The organism is Serratia sp. H402Y (assembly GCF_051172415.1).
GTDB classification, from domain to species: domain Bacteria; phylum Pseudomonadota; class Gammaproteobacteria; order Enterobacterales; family Enterobacteriaceae; genus Serratia; species Serratia ureilytica.
Genome location: NZ_JBPIYZ010000007.1, coordinates 37,718 through 56,912 on the forward strand (window position 1 = coordinate 37,718; position 19,195 = coordinate 56,912).

Here is a 19,195-nt window from a genome sequence, read left to right on the forward strand (position 1 = left end):
GCAACGGAACAAATTTTCCCTGGTGTTACTATGGTTATTATTAAAAAACGTGCTGGTGTTGTTTTTTTATAGTGTATTGCTGTATGTCTCTTTTGATACCATGTTTGACGATGCAACATGGTATGTCAAGCAACGTTTTTAACGCATAATTGCATGGGATGCTAGTTTTAGATGTGGCTTTTTCAGCAGAAATAATCAAAACGACTGATAAATCAGTAAAAAAAATCGAAGGAACAAATGGATAACAATCACCAAAAATTCGATTCACAGTCGATTGCCAATCGGGTCAGAGAGCTGTTTTTACATTACGGGATTGGAAAACGTCAGCATGCCCGAGAGCTCAGCCGCATCTTGGATCTGAGTTTTTCACATGCGCACCGCAAATTGAAAGGGCAAAGCCCCTGGACGCTGGAACAGATCAACAGCGTCGCGGCCGCGCTCGGAGAAACGCCGGCGGCGATCGCCGATTTGAGCGCCGAACACGAGGCGGCCGAACCGAACATGGCGCGCGATGCCATCTTTTTTGTGGCAGGGGTCGCGATGCCTTGCGTCGGGCACATCGGCGACGAGCTTCCCGCCGGGCGGCCGGCGGAATTTGTGGCGCTGCGCATCGAGGGGCAATGGCATATCTATCGCGCCGATGAGGCGCCGGCAGGGCCGCGTTATGGCGTCGAACTGATCGAAATCCGGCCCGGCTATGGCGACGACGAGCGTCTGAGCATTGCGGTATTGGACGATTCGCATCAGGCGGCCGATGAGTTGGCCAAGTATCTTGGCGGCTGCGGTTTCAACGCGGTGGCGTTTTACGACGTCGACAGCTTCTGTCAGGCGTTGCAGCAAAGCCTGTTCGACGGTTACGTGGTGGACTGGCTGATCGGTGAAGAAACGGCGGATCGCTGTATCGCCACCATCCGCGCCTCCGACAACCCTGATGCGCCGGTACTGGTGCTGACCGGTGAGCTGGGCACCGATCGACGCGAATCGGAAATCGCTCAGGCGATGCGCGAGTACGATGTGCTCGGCCCTTATGAAAAACCGGTGCGGCTCCATGTGATCGAAGCCGCACTGCAACGCTGTTTTAATCTTTAGCGGGGAACACCTCGGCCAGCGCGTTCGACAGCGCATCCAGCCGAACCGGCTTCATCAGGTAATTGTCGAACAGCGCGCGCTGATCCGCCGTGAGCTGCTCCGGCGTGTAGGCGCTGATGCCGATGATCGGCACATGGCGGTTGGGGCCGCGACGATTGCGCAGCTGCCTGGCCAGGGCGGCGCCGTCGATGCCCGGCATCTGCAGATCCAGCAACAGCGCGTCGTAAGGGCGTCTGAGCAGTTTCTGCAGCGCGCGCTCCGGCGAGTCGCACAGTTCGTGCTGGTAACCCAGCTTATCCAGCAACGCCGCAAAGGCGTCACCCACCGACTTGTTGTCATCCACCACCAGCACCTGCTGCGGTTTCTGCTGCAGAGAGGTATTGGCGGTGGCGGGCTCGTCGGCGCGTTCTTCTTCACTGATCTGCACCGGAATGCTGACGATAAAGGTGCTGCCCTTCTTGATTTCGCTGTACACCGTGATGGTGCCGTCGAGCAGCGTCACCAGGCCGTGCACGATCGCCAACCCCATCCCCACGCCGGCATATTGCTTGGTATGCGACTGATCCAACTGGGTAAAGGGTTTGAAGATCTGATCGAGCTGGTCTTTTTCGATACCGATGCCGGTGTCGGTCACTTCGATAATCAACGAACTGCCGCCGGGTTGACGGCGTAGACAGCTGTGCAGCGTAATGCTGCCGCTTTCGGTGTATTTGTAGGCGTTGGTCAGCAGGTTGACGATAATCTGCCGGATGCGCAGCGGGTCGGAATGCACCAACAGGTGGCTGCACTCCACCTCGCAGCTCAGTTTGACCTGCTCTTTGCGGGTCAAAGTAGCGATTTCGTTGGCGGTCTCCGCGATCAGCTTCTGCGCGTCGAACGGCACGATGCGCAGCTCCATCATGCCGCTGTCGAGGTGCGCGTAGTCGGTCAGATCTTTCATTTGGCTTTCGATCTGCTGCGCGGCGGTCTCCAGCCGCTGGAAGGTGTCCGCATGCTCCGCCGATACCCGGGTATTCACCAGCACGTCGATGGCCGACATCACGCTCTGCAATGAGGTGCGCAGTTCGTGGCCGATGGCGCCGAGGAAGGCGTTTTTGGTGCGGGTCGCTTTCTCCGCCTCGATCGCCTTGGCCTGCTGGCGAATGGTCAGCCGCTGCTGACGGAACACGATCAGGGTGATGGCGATCAGCGCGATCACCGAGAACATGACAATCACCAGCCCATAGAAAATGATGTGCCGTTTCTCGATGTAGTCCTCATAGGCGGCGGTGCGCTGCTTCACCTCGGCGTGGTCGGTCAGGTTGGCCATTTCGATGGCGTAAGGCTTAATGGCCTTCATGGCCGCGAAAACCTGATTGAAGTCGATTTTCGGGTTATCCAGCAGTTTATCGATGCGATCCATCTGCAGGCGCATCTGCTTGACCACTTCCGGGTAGCCCGGCTCGGCGTACAGCGGTTGCGTGGATTCGGAGACGGTTTCCAGCACGTAAAAGCGCGAATAGAGGATTTCGAACCGCAGCCGCAGGTTGTCGTTGTCCACCTGCGGCGCGTGGCTCTGCTGCTCGACGAACGTGTCGAATTCCGCCAGCTTGATGGAGAACTTGGCGATCGACCAGGAGTAGTTCTCCTGCGTGCCGGCGATGGCATACAGCCCTTTCTTCGACAGGGTGGCGCTGTAGTAATAGAGCGTGACGGTCGAAGCCACCAGAAACAGCGCGGCGAAGATGGCCGGTATCGCCAGCCTGCTGCCGTTCTTAAAGGTCGTCAGCTTCATTTGATCACGATCCTGTCGACTTGCCAGATAAAGCGCGAGTTGTACAACGGCGAGTTCAGCTCAGGCCCGGCGGCGTCACGCGGGTAAACCAGGAACAGCGGGCCGAAGTTTCTGAGCTTCAGCATCTCCCCGTCCATCTTGTAGGCCAGGATCATGTTGTACTTCTTGACGTCGGACAACGGCACGTCGATGTAATAATCGTTCAGCGCGTAGAAGGTCAGCGTCTCGCCCTTGGCGCCGACGCGCTCCAGGATGTCGGCCACCGAAATCCCTTCAAACTTCCTCTGCGGCGTCCAGGAGGTGGAGGTCGTGATGCTGTGCACCGGCATCGCCAACAGCTGTTTATCGGTGAACAGATAGCTTTTTTTGACCGGATCGGTCACGTTGTCGATCTTGCCCGCCACTTCCAGGGTAAAGCTGAGCGCGCTGCTCTGGGCGATAATCAGGGCCACGCAGGCCATCGCAAGGGTTTTGCATAGTTTGAACAGCATCGGCGTTCTCCAGAGGCGCGGGGAGGTTTGTATCAGTCCCGCTAATTTATCAGGCAGAATAATGGCAGAAAAAGCGGGCGGGTGCGAAGAGAATGGTGAAGAGCACAAAAAGACCCGTCGGCCCGATCGCGTCATGTGCCTCACTCGTCCCCCGATTCGTCAGCCATCCGGCTATCTTCCAACAGCCCCGCCAGCTGAGTCAGGCCTTCCGTCAGCATGGCGAGCGAGGGGGAGCCCAGGCACAAGCGAATGCCCGACTCACTTTCGCCGCCATTGACCATGACCGCGGCCGGCGGCGTCACTTTAACGCCCGCCAACGCGGCGGCGGCGGCCAGACGTTCGGCGGCCTCACGCGGCATCGGTAGCCAGACATGGTAGGCGTCGGGGTGATGCACGCATGGGTGGGTGCCGAGCAAAGAGGCGGCCAGTTGCGCTCTGCGTTGCGCCTCGTGACGCAGGGCCTGAGGCACTGAGGCGAGCACGCCGCTGGACAGCCACTCCTCTACCACCGCGCAAGACAGTGGCGACGGGGCGAAGGGAATCTCCTGCAAAGCTTCCTCCGCGGCCTTGCGCGCACCGGGCGGCAGCGTGAGCATGCCGATCCGCAATCCGGGGCCGAGCGTTTTCGACAAACCGTTGACATGGAACACCCGCTCGGGCGCTAAAGCCGCGAGCGCAGGCGCCGCAGAGTGACCCAGCGCGTAGACGCCATCCTCGATGATCCAGACATTCGCCCGCCGGCATATCTCGACGATAGCTTGCCTGCGCTCGGCGCTCATGGTGGCGGTCGTTGGGTTATGCAGCGTCGGCGTCAGATAGACCGCGGTATGGCCGGAGGAGACACGCTCGAGTGCGCTCGCCAGCGCCTGCGGCACCATGCCTTGCGCATCGATCTCCACGCCGATCAGGCGATGGCCTTTACGTCGGGCCAGCGCGATCGCGCCGGGGTAGGTCAGCCTCTCGGTCAGTATCGTGCCGCGTGGCCCGCAGGCCAGGTCAAACGCCAGCGAAATCGCCTGACGGGCATTGCTGGTCAGCGCCAGATGCGACGGATCGATCGTGACGCCGGCGTTTTCCAGCCAGCGCGCCAACAGACGCCGATGTTCCAAGTGCCCGGTCGGAGGGGAATAGAGGTTCAGATGATCCGCATCCATTTTCCGTGCGATGCCGGCCAGCGTGCGCGCCAGCAAACGGTCAGTCAGCATCGCCGGCGGCGCATTGGACGAGAGATCGATTTCACGTTCTTCACGGGCGCGGCGGATCGCCACGAACATCCCGCGCCCCTTCACGCTGCGGACCAGCCCGCGTCGTTCCAGGATGGCGTAGGCTTTGGTCACCGTGCCCAGACCGATCGCCAATTGCCAGGCGAGGGGACGGTGAGCCGGCAAACGATCGCCCCCTTGCAGCTTGCCCTCGATAATATCGTCAGCCAACGCCAGCACCAGCCGTTCGACGGTAGTGGCTACCACGTTGGCCAGGCGGGGTTGCCAGGGGGATTGAAGCCGCATGGTCGCTCTCCGGAGAAAGAATATAGTGTCACGTGACACTATTTAAATAGGCGAAAAGTGTAACACACATTATGTTGGTTTCAGGCGTTTACCTACTGCGGCAACGGTCCGCCCGCAGGGGCGACAGAGGGGGATTTTTCCATGATGGTCAGTCAGCTTGCGTTGGTTTACGGCGCCTATCTCCTCGCTACCGCCAGCCCCGGCCCCAGCAACATGGCGATCATGGGCGTGGCGATGCGTGACGGCCGCAGGCCCGCATTGGTGCTGGCGGCCGGCGTGATGACCGGATCGCTGTGCTGGGCGATGTTGGCGGCGACCGGTCTTTCCGCCGTGTTGGCCACGTATGCGCAGGCGCTGTGGGCCATCAAAATCGTTGGCGGCGTGTATATGCTGTATCTGGCGCTGCGCGCCGGAAAGTCGGCGTTACGGACGTCCGCCGCGACGCCGGGCATGGCCGCAGGGCGCGATGCGCGGCCTTATCGGGCGCTTTATCGGCAGGGCGTGCTGATGCACCTCGGCAATCCCAAGGCCATCATGTCCTGGATGGCGATCATGTCGCTGGGATTGCGGCAAGGTGCGCCTGAAGACGTTTTACCGGCGATTATCGGCGGTTGCGCGCTGCTCGGCGTGACGATTTTCGGGGGTTATGCCCTGCTGTTCTCAACGGCACCGATGATCGCATTTTACACCCGGGTGAGGCGCTGGATTGAAGGAGTGCTTGCGCTGCTGTTCGCTTTGGCGGGCCTGGAGCTGTTGATATCGCGGGGGTCATGAACGCCCGGCGTTAACCTGAGGAGAGAAGCGATGGTTTTTGGCATGCAGATGGTGGATGTCTTTGGCGCCGGGCCGCTCGCCGGCAATCCGTTGGCGGTGATCACGGGCGCCGGAGCGTTGTCGACGGAGGACATGCAGCGCTTGACGCGTTGGTTCAACCTGTCGGAGACGGCTTTTTTGCTGCCGCCGACGCATCCCCAGGCGGATTACCGGGTGCGGATATTCACGCTGGATCGTGAAATGCCGTTTGCCGGGCACCCGACGCTGGGCAGTTGTCATGCCTGGCTCACTGCGGAGGGGATGCCGCGCAATGAGGCGGAGATCATCCAGGAGTGTGGGGCGGGCTTGGTGAGCATTCGCCGCGAGGCCGGACGGCTGTGTTTTGCCGCGCCGCCGTTGATTCGCTCCGGGGCGCCCTCAGAAGCGGCGTTGGCCGACGCGCTGCGGTTTTTGGGGATCGCGCCTGAGGAGGCGCTCGATGCCGCCTGGATCGATAACGGTCCGGGGTGGCTGGGGATCCGGCTAGCCAGCGCCGAACGGGTGCTTTCCCTGACGCCGGCGAGAAGCTGGCCGCGCAGAGTGGACATTGGCGTCGTCGGCCCACATGCCGATGGGGACGCAGCCTTCGAAGTTCGCGCTTTTTTGAGCGATCACCTTGGCGCTATCGTCGAAGATCCGGTCACCGGCAGCCTCAATGCCTCGCTGGCTCAGTGGCTGTTTGCAAGCGGTGTGGTCAGCGGCGGCTATATCGCCACTCAGGGCCGCTGTCGTGGGCGCAACGGGCGCGTGCATGTCACCCGCGACGAGAGCGGCCGGATTTGGGTGGGCGGCAATACGCGCACTCAGGTCGAAGGTCGGCTGCATGGGATTGGCACGGCGTAGCACGCGCCGCCGCACCCGCGTGCGGCTGAACGGAATCTCGATTTTCATCCGATAAGGAGTGAACAGTATGTCTGCAACGGTCATCGATACCTTGAAAATGCTGGTGCGTTACAAAGCCTGGGCGAATGCCTTGACCTTTGACTGTGTGGCGGCCTTGCCGGAGGGCGAAGCGCTGCGGCCGCGCCCGACCCGTTTCGGCAATATGGTGCACACTCTGAATCACGTGTACGTAGTGGACGATATCTTCAGACACCATCTGCAAGGCCGCAAGCACGGCTACACGGCGCGCAACACCGAGCGGACACCGGCGCTTGACGACTTGCGGCGAGCGGTGGAGGCGATGGATCGCTGGTATATCGAACAGGTGGACAGCTGGTCGCCGGAGGCGCTGGCGCAGGTGGTGCATTTCGAGTTCGTCGGCGGGGGGGAAGGCCGGATGACGCGGCAGGAAATCGTGCTGCATGTCGTCAACCACGCGACCTATCATCGCGGTTTTGTCGGCGATATGCTCTATCAGGTGCCCTTTGCTTCACCGGCGAACGATTTGCCGGTGTTTCTGCGCGATCATTACCGCCGGGCGCCGTGAGGCGAGCGAGATAAATAAAAAAGCCAGACGCTTTCGCGCCTGGCCTGTTACGCGCCGGAACCCGGCGAAGTTGCGCCTCAGCGCATGGTGACGAACTCTTCCGCCGCAGTCGGGTGGATAGCCACGGTGTTGTCGAAGTCCTTCTTGGTGGCGCCCATCTTCACCGCCACCGCGAAGCCCTGCAGGATCTCGTCCATGCCGAAGCCGATGCCGTGCAGGCCGACGATTTTCTCTTCTTTACCCGCGCACACCAGCTTCATGCGGCACGGCTGGCGGTGCTGCGTCACGGCGCTGTACATGGCGGTGAAGGAGGACTTGTACACCTTCACGTTGTCCGCGCCGAATTTCTCGATGGCTTCCGGCTCGGTCAGGCCGACGGTGCCGATCGGCGGGTGGCTGAACACCACGGTGGCGATGTTGCTGTAGTCCAGGTGCTCGTCCGGCTTGTTGTTGAACAGGCGCTCGGACAGGCGGCGGCCGGCGGCCACGGCGACCGGGGTCAGTTCTACCGCGCCGGTGTTGTCGCCCACCGCGTAGATGCCTTTGACGTTGGTATTCTGGAACTTATCGACGTCGATGTAGCCTTTCTCATTGGTTTTCACCCCGGTCACGCCGAGGTTCAGGTTGTCGGTCGCCGGTTCGCGGCCGATGGCCCAAATCAGGCAGTCGACGGTGAATGCCTTGCCGTTTTCCAGCTGCAGCGTCAGGCTGCCGTCGGCGTTCTTGACGATCGCTTTCGGCACCGATTCGGTATGCAGGCTCGGCCCCTCGGTGTTCATCACTTCCACCAGGGTGTCGACGATCATCGGATCGAAGGTGCGCAGCGGCGCGTGCTTGCGCACGAACAGGTGCGTTTCCGCGCCCAGCGCGTTCAGCACGCCGGCGATCTCCACGGCGATATAGCCGGCGCCCACCACGGCGACGCGTTTCGGCATGGCGTCCAGCTCAAAGAAGCCGTCGGAGTCGATGCCGTATTCCGCGCCCGGAATAGCCGGATGGCTCGGGCGGCCGCCGGTGGCGATCAGGATGTGGTCGGCGGTGATGGTTTCGCCGTTCACTTCCACGGTGTGCGCATCCACGAAGCGCGCGAACCCTTTGATCACGTCGACCTTGTTCTTGCCCAGCACGTTATCGTAGGAATTGTGGATGCGGTCGATATAGGCGGTGCGGTTGGCGACCAGCTTTTTCCAGTCGAAGGCGTTGACGGTGGTGTCGAAGCCGTAGTCCGGGCCGTACTGATGGATGGCCTCGGCGATCTGCGCCGCGTGCCACATGACTTTTTTCGGTACACAACCCACGTTTACACAGGTGCCGCCCAGCTCTTTGGCTTCAATCAGCGCACACTTTTGGCCGTACATGGCTGCCCGGTTGATCGATGCGATACCGCCGCTGCCGCCGCCAATTGCTAGATAATCGTAATGTTTCGTCATCTGGGATTTCCATGAGTTGTGAATTTGAAGAGGGTAAGAGTTTAACGCCTGACCGGGGTTTGTCGCAAAGATTGCGTCGATGGCTGCGATAGGCGGACGCAGGGCGCGGCAAAGCGCGCCCTGCCGGGGATTATTCCGGTACCACCCAGTTGACCAGATGGTGGCCGATGCCCGACGGCACCAGCACCTTGTGCAGCCACGGCAGCACGTTTTTCATCTGCTGTTCCAGCTTCCACGGCGGGTTGATGACGATCATGCCGGAAGCGGTCATGCCGCGCTGATCGCTGTCGGGTTTCACCGCCAGCTCGATCTGCAGGATGCGGCGAATGCCGGTGGCTTCCAGATCGCGCAGCATGCGTTTGATCTGCTGGCGCATCACCACCGGGTACCACAGCGCGTAGGTGCCGGTGGCGAAACGCTTGTAGCCTTCCTGAATGCCTTTGACCACGTCCTGGTAATCGGTCTTCATTTCATACGGCGGGTCCATCAGGATCAGGCCGCGGCGCGACGGTGGCGGCAGCTGGGATTTCAGCTGCTGATAGCCGTCGGCGCGCTGCACTTTGGCGCGCTCGTCTTTCTGGAACTCGCTGCGCAGCAGCGGGTAATCGCTCGGGTGTAGCTCGGTCAGGTGAATTTTATCCTGCGGGCGCAGCAGCTGGCGGGCGATCAGCGGCGAGCCGGGATAGTAGCGCAGCGTGCCGGAACGGTTGAAGTTGTGCACCACGCTCATGTAGGCCGCCAGCTCTTCCGGCAGATCGTCGCGTTGCCACAGCAAGCCGATGCCTTCCAGGTATTCGCCGGTGCGCTCGGCGTGTTCGCCGCTGAGCTGATAACGGCCCGCGCCCGAGTGGGTATCCAGATACAGGAACGGCTTCTCTTTTTCCTTCAGCGACTCGATGATCAGGCTCTGAACGGTGTGTTTGAGCACGTCGGCGTGGTTGCCGGCGTGGAAACTGTGGCGATAACTTAACATGACGGGTGGCGGTTCCTTGTGCTCCGCAGACGGAGCATTCAATGCAATAAGGCTTATAATCTGCACAGTATAAACTGTCTGGCCGGGAAAAACCGGACTCCGTTGCCGCAGACGTTAACAGAAAGGGACAGGACGATGAGCAAACAGGCGATTTTGGCGAATTACCCCGACGCGGCGCGCTGGGCGTTCGGCGACGGCCCCGCGTTAGCCGACGAACTGCTGGGGTTGGTGCTGAGCGGGGATAAAACCGCCACCTGCAGTTCCTATGCGAGCTATCGTCGGGAACAAACCCCGAGGATCGGCGATTACAACATCGTTCTTGATGGCCGCGGCGAACCGGCCTGCGTGATCAGGACCCTGGCGCTGCGCCTGGTGCGCTACGACCAGGTGACCGCCGAGATGGCGGCCAAAGAGGGCGAAGGCGACAAAAGCCTGGCATTTTGGCGCGAGGGGCATCAGGCATTCTTTACCCGCGAGGGGAGCTTTGCGCCGGACATGTGGCTGGTATTCGAAGAATTCGAACGGGTTGAAACGCTGTGAATCACAAGGAGAAAGGATGAGCTGCATTTTTTGCGACATCGTGGCGGGCAAGGCGCCGTGCCATAAAATCTGGGAAGACGACGACCATCTGGCGTTCCTGTCCATCTTTCCCAACACCGACGGCTTCAGCGTGGTGATCCCCAAGGCGCACCACCCGAGCTACGCGTTTGATCTGCCGGACGAGGTGCTGAGCGCGCTGATGCTGGCGACCAAGCGGGTGGCGCGGCAGCTGGATCGCGCGTTCGACGACGTCGGCCGCTGCGGCATGGTGTTCGAGGGCTACGGCGTCGACCATGTGCATGCCAAACTGATCCCGCTGCACGGCACTGCGTCGCTGGAGCAGTGGCGGCCGATCGAATCGACCTCGCCGAAGTTTTTCACGCGTTACGAAGGCTACATTTCCTCCCACGACGCCGCGCGCGCCGACGACGAACAGCTGGCGGCGCTGGCCGCCCGCATTCGCCAATGCGCCGTTTAAGGCACGAACGATCAACGCCGGGCATTGATTTTCCTGTTGCCCGGCTCCATGTTAGAGATTCATACGCATTTTAAGGCTCGCCCTCGCGGCGGGCCCCAACGCTAATCAGGACTGCCCTATGACAAATCCGTTGCTGACCCCGTTTTCCCTGCCGCCGTTCTCGGCGATCCGCCCTGAAGATATCGTGCCTGCGGTGCAATCCGCGCTGGCGGACTGCCGCGCCGCGGTAGAGCGCGTGGTCGCGCAGCCGGGGCCGTTCACCTGGGACAATCTGTGTCAGCCGTTGGCGGAGTCGGACGATCGCCTGTCTCGCATCTGGTCGCCGATCGGGCACCTGAACTCGGTGAAAAACAGCCCGGAGCTGCGCGCCGCCTATGAGCAGGCGCTGCCGCTGCTGTCCGAGTACGGCACCTGGGTCGGCCAGCACGAAGGGCTGTACCAGGCCTACCGCAGCCTGAAAGAGGGCGCGGCGTTCGAGACGCTGAGCGTGCCGCAGCGCAAGGCGGTGGACAACGCGCTGCGCGATTTCGAACTCTCGGGCATCGGCCTGTCGGCGGACAAACAGCAGCGCTACGGCGAGATCGTCGCGCGCCTGTCCGAACTGGGCTCTACCTACAGCAACAACGTGCTCGACGCCACTATGGGCTGGAGCAAACTGATTACCGACGAAGCCGAGCTGAGCGGCCTGCCGGAAAGCGCCCTGGCGCAGGCCCAGGCGATGGCGCAGGCCAAAGAGCAGGACGGCTGGCTGCTGACGCTGGACATGCCGAGCTACCTGCCGGTGCTGACCTACGCCGACAACCGCGCGCTGCGCGAAGAGATGTACCGCGCCTTCGCCACCCGCGCCTCCGATCAGGGGCCGAACGCCGGCAAATGGGACAACAGCGAAGTGATGGCGGAAACGCTGGCGCTGCGCCATGAGCTGGCTCAGCTGCTGGGCTTTGACACCTACGCCGACAAGTCGCTGGCGACCAAGATGGCGGAAAGCCCGGAGCAGGTGATCGGCTTCCTGAGCGATCTGGCCAAGCGCGCCCGCCCGCAGGCCGAGCAGGAGCTGGCGCAACTGCGCGCCTTCGCCAAACAGCACTATGGCGTGGACGAGCTCGACGCCTGGGACATCACCTATTACGGCGAAAAACAAAAGCAGCACCTGTTCTCCATCAGCGACGAGCAGCTGCGCCCGTACTTCCCGGAACAGCGGGTGGTGGAAGGGCTGTTCGAGGTGGTGAAACGCATCTACGGCATCACCGCCAAAGAGCGTAAAGACGTGGATACCTGGCATCCGGACGTGCGCTTCTTCGATCTGTTCGACGCCGACGGCGAGCTGCGCGGCAGCTTCTACCTCGATCTGTACGCCCGCGAAAACAAACGCGGCGGCGCCTGGATGGACGACTGCGTCGGCAGCCTGCGCAAGGCCGACGGCACGCTGCAAAAACCGGTCGCTTACCTGACCTGTAACTTCAACCGCCCGCTGGGCGACCAGCCGGCGCTGTTCACCCATAACGAAGTGACTACGCTGTTCCACGAGTTCGGCCACGGTCTGCACCACATGCTGACGCAGATCGATACCGCCGGCGTCTCCGGCATCAACGGGGTGCCGTGGGATGCGGTCGAGCTGCCGAGCCAGTTTATGGAAAACTGGTGCTGGGAGCCGGAAGCGCTGGCGTTTATCTCCGGCCACTACCAGAGCGGCGAGCCGCTGCCGAAGGCCATGCTCGACAAGCTGCTGGCGGCCAAGAATTACCAGGCGGCGCTGTTCATTCTGCGCCAGCTGGAGTTCGGTCTGTTCGATTTCCGCATGCACTTCGAATACAGCCCGGAGAAAGGGGCGCAGATCCTGCCGACGCTGGCGGAAGTGAAGAAAATGGTGGCGGTGGTGCCTTCGCCGAGCTGGGGCCGCTTCCCGCACGCCTTCAGCCACATCTTCGCCGGCGGCTACGCGGCGGGTTACTACAGCTACCTGTGGGCGGAAGTGCTGTCGGCCGACGCCTACTCGCGCTTCGAAGAAGAGGGGATTTTCAACGCCGAGACCGGCAAATCCTTCCTCGACAACATCCTGTCGCGCGGCGGGTCGGAAGAGCCGATGGCGCTGTTCAAACGCTTCCGTGGCCGCGAGCCGCAGCTGGATGCTATGCTGCGCCATTACGGCATTAAAGGATAACCCGACACGTGAGCGTGTGTTTATTGTGTGAAGCAGGCGCCGATCCCGGCGCCTTGTCTGTTTTGGCGCAGCGCTGGCAGCTGACGTCCGACGACGATGCGCCGATGGCGCTGGTACTGACCCCGCAGCGGCTGGAGCTGCGCAAGCGCGACGAGCCGAAGCTCGGCGGGATCTACGTCGATTTCGTCACCGGTGCCATGGCGCACCGGCGCCGCTTCGGCGGCGGCCGCGGCGAGGCGGTGGCCAAGGCGGTCGGCATCAAGGGCAGCTACCTGCCGGACGTGGTGGACGCCACCGCCGGGCTGGGGCGTGACGCCTTCGTGCTGGCGGCGCTGGGCTGCCGGGTGCGGATGCTGGAGCGCAATCCGGTGGTGGCGGCGTTGCTGGACGACGGCCTGCAGCGCGGCTATCAGGATGCGGAAATCGGCCCGTGGCTGCGCGATCGTCTGACGCTGCTGCACGCCTCCAGCCTGACGGCGCTGGCGGATCTCAGCCCGCGCCCGGAGGTGGTGTATCTCGATCCGATGTTCCCGCACAAGCAGAAAAGCGCGCTGGTGAAGAAAGAGATGCGGGTGTTCCAATCGCTGGTGGGCAGCGACGATGACGCCGACGGCCTGCTGGAACCGGCGCGCCGTTTGGCGACCAAGCGCGTGGTGGTGAAACGCCCGGACTACGCGCCGCCGCTGGCCGACGTGCCGGCGCACGCCGCCACGCTGACCAAAAGCCACCGTTTCGACATCTACATGCCGCTGTAATGTCTGCCGGGCCCGCGGTGTCGGGCCCTCAGTTTTCCTCCCGCAAACTTTTCCCCACGCCGCCGGCCGGATGCACCGCCAGCAAGGCGGCCTTGTCATAGCCGCTGCGCGTCATCAGGCAGGCGCAGGCGGCGTCGAAGATCGCCAACACCAGCACAATCGAGGTGGTGGCCAGCATGTTCAGCGGATCTATCTCCCGTTGCACCCCGGAGGCGATTGTCAGCTGCGCCGCCTGTGCGATGGCGGAATGCGGGTTTTCCGTCACCGCGATCAGCGTCACCCCCTTGGCCTGCAGCGTCGGCAGCAGGCGGGTCAGCTCGTCGGAATTGCCGCCGCGCGAGATCAGGATCAGCAGATCGTCGGCGCGCAGGAAGCCCAGATCGCCGTGCGCCGCGCCGGTGGCGTCGAGATAGACCGCCGGCCGATCCACGCAGGCCAGCATATGGGCTATCTTGCGCGCCGCAATCCCCGAGGTGCCGACGCCGGTGACGGCGATTTTACCGCGGCAGTCGGCCAGCAGCGCCAACAGCCGTTGCCAGGTGCGCGCATCGAGGCGTTCGCCCAGCTGCGCCAGCTCCTGACTGTAGGTTTGCCAGCCCTGCACGGCCTGCCGCCACTCTTGCTGCATCACACCTCCTCCTGCATCAACCGGCGGTATTTCATGTGGTCGTTGTACAGCTCGTGGAACACCCGGTATTTGCGATCGTAGTAGCTTTTTATCTGGTTGGTCTGCGGCGTCACCGTCTTGCCGATGCGGCTCATGGCGCTCATTGCCTCCGGCAAGGTGTCGAACACGCCGGCCGCCACGGTGCCCATCATCGCTCCGCCCAGCAGCATCGCTTCGCTCTCCTCCGGCAGCAGCATGGCGCAACCGGTGGCGTTGGCGTGCTCTTGCACGAAGATCGGGTTCTTGGTGCCGCCGCCGCTGGCCATGATGGTGTCGATGCTGTAGCCGCTGTGGTTCATGGTTTCGATGATGTGGCGGGTGCCGAGCGCGATGGCCTGAATGGTGGCCAGGTAGTGCAGCGCCATGTCCTCCGGCGTGCGCGACAGCTTCAGCCCGGTCAGGATGCCGGTCAGCGTCGGGTTGGCGCGCGGCGAGCGGTTGCCGTGGAAGTACGGCAGCATGTGAATGTCCTGCGTCAGGAAGGCGATGTTCTCCGGCTCGCCGGCCATGCGGCGCAGAATGGCGTTCAGCACCTCATAGATGGTCTGGCCCTGAGTTTTCGCCTGCGCCAGCAGCTCCTGATAGCACGGGTGCGACTGGATGACGTGGTCGATCAGCGCGCCGGTGGCGGACTGGCCGCCTTCGTTCAACCAGTATTCCGGCAGGATCGCCGAGTAATACGGCCCCCAGACGCCGCCGATAAAGCGCGCGGTGCGTGACATCGCCATATGGCCGGTGGAGGTGCCGCCGATCAGCGCGACGCGGCGGTTGAAGTCGGCCACCTCGCCGGAGACGCCGGTGGCGCCCAGCGTGCCGAGGGTGCCGGCGTGGGCGTCGATGATCGATACGCTCACCGCCGTGCCGGCGATCAGCCCCATCTCGCTGGCGGCGCGCTGAGTCAGGCCGTGGCCCAGCGGCTCGCCCATCATTTTAACGTCGCTGCCGATCTTGGCGGCGTCGTGTTCCAGCACGTCTTCCAGCCCGATCTGCTGGAAGTAGCTCTTGTCCCAACGCTGCTCGTGGCCGAGATAGGTCCACTTGCACACCGTCGAGCACAGCGAGCGGGTGGCGTCCTGGGTGGCGCGCCAGGTGAGGAAGTCCGGCAGATCGAACAGGTAACCGGCGTTGGCCCAGGTGGTGGGCATGTGTTGCTTCAGCCACAGCAGTTTCGGCGTCTGCATCTCCGGCGAAATGATGCCGCCGACGAAGTCCAGCACCCGGTGTTTGGTGGCGTTGATGCGCTCGGCCTGGGCGATCGCCCGGTGATCCATCCATACGATGATGTTCTGCTCGGTGCGGCCGGAGGGGCTGACGGTCAGCGGTTTGCCTTCTTTATCCAGCACCACCAGCGAACAGGTGGCGTCGAAGCCCAGCCCTTTGACCTGGATCGGGTTGATGTCGGCCTGGTTGACCGCGTCGCGCACCGCATTGCACACCGCCTGCCAGATGTTATCCGACGACTGCTCGACGAAATCCGCCTTCGGCCGGTACAGATCGATGGCCCGGCTGGCCTGGCCGACCATGCGGCCATTGAGATCGAATACGCCTGCGCGCGCGCTTCCGGTGCCCACATCTACGCCAATAAAATAGCTCGCCATTATTTTCTCCTCAGGCTTTTCGATTCTGTAACGCGATAAACAGGATCAGCACGCCGCCCCACAGGGCCATGGTCAGGTAGCTGCTGACCCCCAGCAAATTAAGGCCGCTTTCCAACATTTGCAGCACGATCAGCGCCAGCACCAGCCCCAGAATACGGCCGAAACCGCCGTCCGGGTTAATGCCGCCCAGCACCGAGGCCAGAATGGTCACCAGCAGATAAGATTCGCCGTAGCCGGCCTTGGCCGAGTTGAACTTGGCCATCATCAGCAGGGCGGCGCCCCAGCCGAGCAGCGCCGACAGGATATACACCGCGATCTGCACCCGCGCGGTGTTCACGCCGCTGAAGCGGGTGGCCTGCTCGTTGGAGCCGATCAGGTACAGGCTGCGCCCCAGCGTGGTGTGCTCCAGCAGCAGCCACAGACCCACCGCCACCAGCAGGAACAGGATCAGCGCCACCGGCACGCCGAGCACGGCGCCGTTGCCGAGAAATTGAATCGCCGCCGGGAAGCCGGAGATCACCGCGCCGTTGGACAGCAGAATATTCAGGCCGGTGATCAGGGTCATGGTGCCGAGCGAGGCGAGGATGGGCGAGACGCCTATCCAGGCTACCAGCGCGCCGTTGAGCGCGCCGATCGCCACCGCCACCAGCAGGCCGGCCAACAGCGCCAGCGCCAGGAACAGCGGCTGGTCGGGATGGCTGACGATGATCGCCGCCATCACCAGCGAACAGGCGTTGGCGCCGGCGATGATCGACAGGTTGATGCCGCCGGTCAGCATGGTGATGCCCATGCCGAGCGCCAGCAGGCCGAGGATCGGCAGCTGCGAGGCGATCGACTGGAAGTTGCCGAGGCTGAAGAAGCGCGATCCGAGCAGCCCGGCGAACAGCAGCGCCACCGCGATGATGATCGCGCCCTGCAGGCGAATGATCCGATCGTTTGGGATCAACCGAGTTAACTGTGTCATGTCAGATCTCCTTGAGCAGCTTGCGTTTTTCGTTCCAGGCGGTGGTGCTGATGCTGATCAAAATGATCGCGCCGCTGAATACCTGGTGCCAATAGGCCGAGACGCTGAGCAGCGTCAGCCCGTTTTGCAGGAAGGCCAGCAGCACCACGCCGAGCAGGGTGCCGGTCAACGATCCGCGGCCGCCGCTCATGCTGGTGCCGCCCAGCACCACCGCCGCCAATACCGTCAGCTCGAAGCCGAGCAGCGAGTTGGGCGCCACCGACTGGGTGATCTGCGCCTGCACCACCGCCGCGACGCCGGCCAGAATGCCCATATAGCCGTAGACGCAGAAGTGCAGCCGCAGCAGGTTCAACCCCAGGCGCGACGCCGCGTCGCGGTTGCCGCCCATGGCGTAGATCTGGCGCCCCAGCCGGGTGCGGTTCATCAGCACGCCGGTGACGACGATGGTCGCCAGCAGGCACAGCAGCGGCAGCGTCAGGCCGTAGTCGTAACCGTCGGCGCCCTGGAACGAGAACCAGTTGATGCCGTTCATGAACCAGTCCGGGAAGCCGTACAGCCAGGTGCCGTTGGTGGCGTACACCAGCAGGCCGTAGAACAGGTTAAGGGTAGCGATGGTGATGATGATCGCCGGCACTTTCAGCCAGTACACCAGGAAACCGTTCACCAGCCCGAGCAGCAGGCCGACGCCAATCGCCAGGGCGAACGCCAGCGGGAAGCTGCCGCCGTGCTGGATCACCCAGCTGGCCATCACATACTGCGCGATGGCGGTGACTGCCGGGAACGAAATGTCGATGCCGCCGGCGATCAGCACCACGAACAGCCCGCAGGCCAGGATGCCGAGAATGGCGTAGCTGGTGGCGACGTCGGTCAGGTTGCCGAGCGTCAGAAACTCATCGGTGCCGGCGCTCAGGCCGATCGCCAGCAGCAGCACCAGCAGGCCGAGATAAAACTCGTGCCGCCCGGCCAGGCGGGCCAATAATGACTTATCCATTCACCACCTCGGCGATCTGTTGTTCGGTACTCTGGTGCGGCGCGAACTCGGCGATCAGCTCGCCTTTGCGCATCACCATCACCCGATGGCTGTTGTAATAGGCTTCCGGGATCTCGTCGCAGATCATCAGCACCGCCATGCCCAGCTGCGCCAGATCGCGGGCGATCTGATAGATCCCCTCTTTGTTGGCGATGTCGACGCCGACGGTGGGCGAGTCGAGGATCAGGATCTTCGGCTGGGTCGCGACCCATTTGGCGATGGCGATGCGCTGGGCGTTGCCGCCGGACAGGGTTTTCACCGGCAATGCGCTGTCGGACACCTTGATGTTCAAATCGCGGATCAGCCGGTTAACCAGCTCGGTCGCCTTGGCGTGATCCAGCAGCCCGAGCGAGGTATGCAGCCGATCGAAGACGGTGACGATGGTGTTGTCGTAGATCGATTGCTCCATGATCAATCCCTGCGTCAGACGATCCTCCGACACATAGCCGATGCCGTGGCGCACCGCTTCGCGGTTGTTGTGCAGCTGCACCGCCCGGCCCTCGATGCGGATCTCGCCGCTGTCCGGCCGCGTCATGCCGAACAGGCTGAGGCACAGTTCGGTGCGGCCGGCACCGAGCAGGCCGACGATAGAGACGATCTCGCCGCCGCGCAGCGCCAGATTGACGTTGCGGTATTTCTCGCCGCGGCTGAGGTTGCGCACCTCGAGCAGCGGCGCCTGTTCGGCCGGCGGCAGCGGGGGCAGCGGGCTGTAATGGAAGCGTTGGCCGGTCATCAGGAACGCCAGTTCATGGCTGTCCAGTTCGCTGGCCGGCCAGGTGCCCACCAGCTTGCCGTCGCGCATCACGCTGATGCGATCGGCGACTTCCATCACTTCATCCAATCTGTGGCTGACGAACACCACGCAGATGCCGGCTGCTTTCAGCTCGTTGACCACCCGCAGCAGGCCGTCGACTTCCTGGCGGGTCAGCGAGGCGGTCGGTTCGTCCATGATAACCAAGCGCGCTTCGGCGGCGATGGCGCGGCAAATCGCCACCAGCTGCCGATCGGCGATCGACAGTTTTTCCACTTTTTTATCGGGATCGATGTGTACGCCGACCCGCGCCATGGCGTCCAGCGCCGTCTGGCGCATCACCCGCTTGCGCACCCAGAAGTGGCCGCCGGGCAGGTAACGGTGGATGGCGATGTTTTCCGCTACCGTCAGGTTAGGGAACAGCGACAGGTCCTGGTAGATCACCTGTATGCCGTAATAACCGGACAGCTGCGGCGTCAGGGCGTGGAAGAGTTTGCCTTCCAGCGAAATATTGGCGCCTTTTTCCGGCTGATAGACGCCGGAGATGATTTTAATGATGGTGCTTTTGCCGCAGCCGTTTTGTCCGGCCAGGCAGTGCACTTCGCCTTTATTCAGCGTCAGGTTGATCTGGTCTAATGCCAGCACGCCTGGGAATCGCTTGCTGATATTCTCCAGGGTGATAAATGCGGGGGAGGCTGTCATAACGTTAACCTGTGCTTGCGTAGCGGCCGAAGCCCTGGGCGC

18 protein-coding genes are annotated in these 19,195 nt (G+C 62.6%); 8 read left to right on the plus strand and 10 right to left on the minus strand.

Annotated features, from left to right (window positions below):
- The first annotated feature begins 237 nt into the window (after window positions 1-237).
- Window positions 238-1,089 (plus strand): helix-turn-helix domain-containing protein, encoded by an 852-nt coding sequence (locus tag ACSBQS_RS22630; RefSeq protein ID WP_033645361.1) that lies wholly within the window; start codon window positions 238-240, stop codon window positions 1,087-1,089.
- On the opposite strand, the gene ACSBQS_RS22635 is transcribed toward ACSBQS_RS22630, so the two are convergent.
- From ACSBQS_RS22635 to ACSBQS_RS22645, 3 genes are all read right to left on the minus strand, one after another.
- Window positions 1,079-2,863: an ATP-binding response regulator gene (locus ACSBQS_RS22635; protein WP_116286893.1), complete on the minus strand. Its 1,785-nt coding sequence runs from the start codon at window positions 2,861-2,863 to the stop codon at window positions 1,079-1,081. The genes ACSBQS_RS22630 and ACSBQS_RS22635 overlap by 11 nt on opposite strands.
- Window positions 2,860-3,354, minus strand: a complete 495-nt coding sequence (locus tag ACSBQS_RS22640) for a molybdopterin-dependent oxidoreductase (protein ID WP_033645359.1) — start codon at window positions 3,352-3,354, stop codon at window positions 2,860-2,862. Before ACSBQS_RS22640 ends, ACSBQS_RS22635 begins: the two co-directional genes overlap by 4 nt.
- A gap of 140 nt (window positions 3,355-3,494) precedes the next feature.
- Entirely contained in the window at window positions 3,495-4,862 is a 1,368-nt protein-coding gene (locus tag ACSBQS_RS22645) for a PLP-dependent aminotransferase family protein (RefSeq protein WP_434991359.1), read from the minus strand.
- A 141-nt stretch (window positions 4,863-5,003) separates the two neighbouring features.
- On the opposite strand from ACSBQS_RS22645, the gene ACSBQS_RS22650 reads away from it, so the two are divergent.
- The 3 genes from ACSBQS_RS22650 (at window position 5,004) to ACSBQS_RS22660 (ending at window position 7,104) form a co-directional block, all read left to right on the plus strand.
- Entirely contained in the window at window positions 5,004-5,636 is a 633-nt protein-coding gene (locus tag ACSBQS_RS22650; protein ID WP_122004537.1) for a LysE family translocator, read from the plus strand.
- 30 nt (window positions 5,637-5,666) lie between these two features.
- Entirely contained in the window at window positions 5,667-6,518 is an 852-nt protein-coding gene (locus tag ACSBQS_RS22655; protein WP_197666841.1) for a PhzF family phenazine biosynthesis protein, read from the plus strand.
- 67 nt (window positions 6,519-6,585) lie between these two features.
- Window positions 6,586-7,104 (plus strand): DinB family protein, encoded by a 519-nt coding sequence (locus ACSBQS_RS22660; protein ID WP_197666842.1) that lies wholly within the window; start codon window positions 6,586-6,588, stop codon window positions 7,102-7,104.
- Between the two features lie 77 nt (window positions 7,105-7,181).
- On the opposite strand, the gene gorA is transcribed toward ACSBQS_RS22660, so the two are convergent.
- Both gorA and ACSBQS_RS22670 read right to left on the minus strand, forming a co-directional pair.
- On the minus strand, window positions 7,182-8,534 hold the full coding sequence (gene gorA / locus ACSBQS_RS22665) for a glutathione-disulfide reductase (protein ID WP_033645358.1): 1,353 nt from the start codon (window positions 8,532-8,534) through the stop codon (window positions 7,182-7,184).
- A 130-nt stretch (window positions 8,535-8,664) separates the two neighbouring features.
- Entirely contained in the window at window positions 8,665-9,507 is an 843-nt protein-coding gene (locus ACSBQS_RS22670) for a 23S rRNA (adenine(2030)-N(6))-methyltransferase RlmJ (RefSeq protein WP_033636386.1), read from the minus strand.
- Between the two features lie 135 nt (window positions 9,508-9,642).
- Here ACSBQS_RS22670 and ACSBQS_RS22675 point away from each other — a divergent pair, with 135 nt between their 5' ends.
- The 4 genes from ACSBQS_RS22675 (at window position 9,643) to rsmJ (ending at window position 13,441) form a co-directional block, all read left to right on the plus strand.
- Entirely contained in the window at window positions 9,643-10,047 is a 405-nt protein-coding gene (locus ACSBQS_RS22675; RefSeq protein WP_047026522.1) for an ASCH domain-containing protein, read from the plus strand.
- 16 nt (window positions 10,048-10,063) lie between these two features.
- Complete coding sequence (locus tag ACSBQS_RS22680; RefSeq protein ID WP_042785540.1) at window positions 10,064-10,525, plus strand: HIT family protein; 462 nt, start codon at window positions 10,064-10,066, stop codon at window positions 10,523-10,525.
- 118 nt (window positions 10,526-10,643) lie between these two features.
- Complete coding sequence (prlC, locus tag ACSBQS_RS22685) at window positions 10,644-12,686, plus strand: oligopeptidase A (protein WP_033645356.1); 2,043 nt, start codon at window positions 10,644-10,646, stop codon at window positions 12,684-12,686.
- 8 nt (window positions 12,687-12,694) lie between these two features.
- Window positions 12,695-13,441, plus strand: coding sequence for a 16S rRNA (guanine(1516)-N(2))-methyltransferase RsmJ (gene rsmJ, locus ACSBQS_RS22690; RefSeq protein WP_342164989.1), 747 nt, complete (start codon window positions 12,695-12,697; stop codon window positions 13,439-13,441).
- Between the two features lie 28 nt (window positions 13,442-13,469).
- On the opposite strand, the gene ACSBQS_RS22695 is transcribed toward rsmJ, so the two are convergent.
- From ACSBQS_RS22695 to ACSBQS_RS22715, 5 genes are read right to left on the minus strand one after another with little or no spacing between them, the layout of a single operon-like run.
- On the minus strand, window positions 13,470-14,069 hold the full coding sequence (locus tag ACSBQS_RS22695; protein WP_342164991.1) for an SIS domain-containing protein: 600 nt from the start codon (window positions 14,067-14,069) through the stop codon (window positions 13,470-13,472).
- Window positions 14,069-15,706 (minus strand): FGGY-family carbohydrate kinase, encoded by a 1,638-nt coding sequence (locus tag ACSBQS_RS22700; protein ID WP_047026520.1) that lies wholly within the window; start codon window positions 15,704-15,706, stop codon window positions 14,069-14,071. Before ACSBQS_RS22700 ends, ACSBQS_RS22695 begins: the two co-directional genes overlap by 1 nt.
- 10 nt (window positions 15,707-15,716) lie before the next feature.
- Window positions 15,717-16,670 carry an ABC transporter permease gene (locus tag ACSBQS_RS22705; RefSeq protein WP_016930441.1) on the minus strand — a complete coding sequence of 318 codons (954 nt, stop codon included), beginning with the start codon at window positions 16,668-16,670 and terminating at the stop codon, window positions 15,717-15,719.
- A gap of 1 nt (window position 16,671) precedes the next feature.
- Window positions 16,672-17,661: an ABC transporter permease gene (locus ACSBQS_RS22710; RefSeq protein WP_015379367.1), complete on the minus strand. Its 990-nt coding sequence runs from the start codon at window positions 17,659-17,661 to the stop codon at window positions 16,672-16,674.
- A complete protein-coding gene (locus tag ACSBQS_RS22715; RefSeq protein ID WP_028128101.1) occupies window positions 17,654-19,153 on the minus strand; it encodes a sugar ABC transporter ATP-binding protein in 1,500 nt (499 codons plus the stop codon). The genes ACSBQS_RS22710 and ACSBQS_RS22715 overlap by 8 nt, the downstream gene beginning before the upstream one ends.
- Between the last annotated feature and the right edge of the window lie 42 nt (window positions 19,154-19,195).

Bases quoted from the DNA above. Each gene is read 5' to 3' on its own strand.
- ACSBQS_RS22715 (WP_028128101.1), bottom strand. From the start codon at position 19,153: ATGACAGCCTCCCCCGCATTTATCACCCTGGAGAATATCAGCAAGCGA.
- ACSBQS_RS22645 (WP_434991359.1), bottom strand. From the start codon at position 4,862: ATGCGGCTTCAATCCCCCTGGCAACCCCGCCTGGCCAACGTGGTAGCC.
- ACSBQS_RS22660 (WP_197666842.1), top strand. From the start codon at position 6,586: ATGTCTGCAACGGTCATCGATACCTTGAAAATGCTGGTGCGTTACAAA.
- ACSBQS_RS22635 (WP_116286893.1), bottom strand. From the start codon at position 2,863: ATGAAGCTGACGACCTTTAAGAACGGCAGCAGGCTGGCGATACCGGCC.
- ACSBQS_RS22670 (WP_033636386.1), bottom strand. From the start codon at position 9,507: ATGTTAAGTTATCGCCACAGTTTCCACGCCGGCAACCACGCCGACGTG.
- ACSBQS_RS22675 (WP_047026522.1), top strand. From the start codon at position 9,643: ATGAGCAAACAGGCGATTTTGGCGAATTACCCCGACGCGGCGCGCTGG.
- ACSBQS_RS22695 (WP_342164991.1), bottom strand. From the start codon at position 14,069: ATGCAGCAAGAGTGGCGGCAGGCCGTGCAGGGCTGGCAAACCTACAGT.
- ACSBQS_RS22680 (WP_042785540.1), top strand. From the start codon at position 10,064: ATGAGCTGCATTTTTTGCGACATCGTGGCGGGCAAGGCGCCGTGCCAT.
- gorA (WP_033645358.1), bottom strand. From the start codon at position 8,534: ATGACGAAACATTACGATTATCTAGCAATTGGCGGCGGCAGCGGCGGT.
- ACSBQS_RS22650 (WP_122004537.1), top strand. From the start codon at position 5,004: ATGATGGTCAGTCAGCTTGCGTTGGTTTACGGCGCCTATCTCCTCGCT.
- ACSBQS_RS22630 (WP_033645361.1), top strand. From the start codon at position 238: ATGGATAACAATCACCAAAAATTCGATTCACAGTCGATTGCCAATCGG.
- ACSBQS_RS22640 (WP_033645359.1), bottom strand. From the start codon at position 3,354: ATGCTGTTCAAACTATGCAAAACCCTTGCGATGGCCTGCGTGGCCCTG.
- ACSBQS_RS22700 (WP_047026520.1), bottom strand. From the start codon at position 15,706: ATGGCGAGCTATTTTATTGGCGTAGATGTGGGCACCGGAAGCGCGCGC.
- ACSBQS_RS22705 (WP_016930441.1), bottom strand. From the start codon at position 16,670: ATGACACAGTTAACTCGGTTGATCCCAAACGATCGGATCATTCGCCTG.
- ACSBQS_RS22710 (WP_015379367.1), bottom strand. From the start codon at position 17,661: ATGGATAAGTCATTATTGGCCCGCCTGGCCGGGCGGCACGAGTTTTAT.
- prlC (WP_033645356.1), top strand. From the start codon at position 10,644: ATGACAAATCCGTTGCTGACCCCGTTTTCCCTGCCGCCGTTCTCGGCG.
- ACSBQS_RS22655 (WP_197666841.1), top strand. From the start codon at position 5,667: ATGGTTTTTGGCATGCAGATGGTGGATGTCTTTGGCGCCGGGCCGCTC.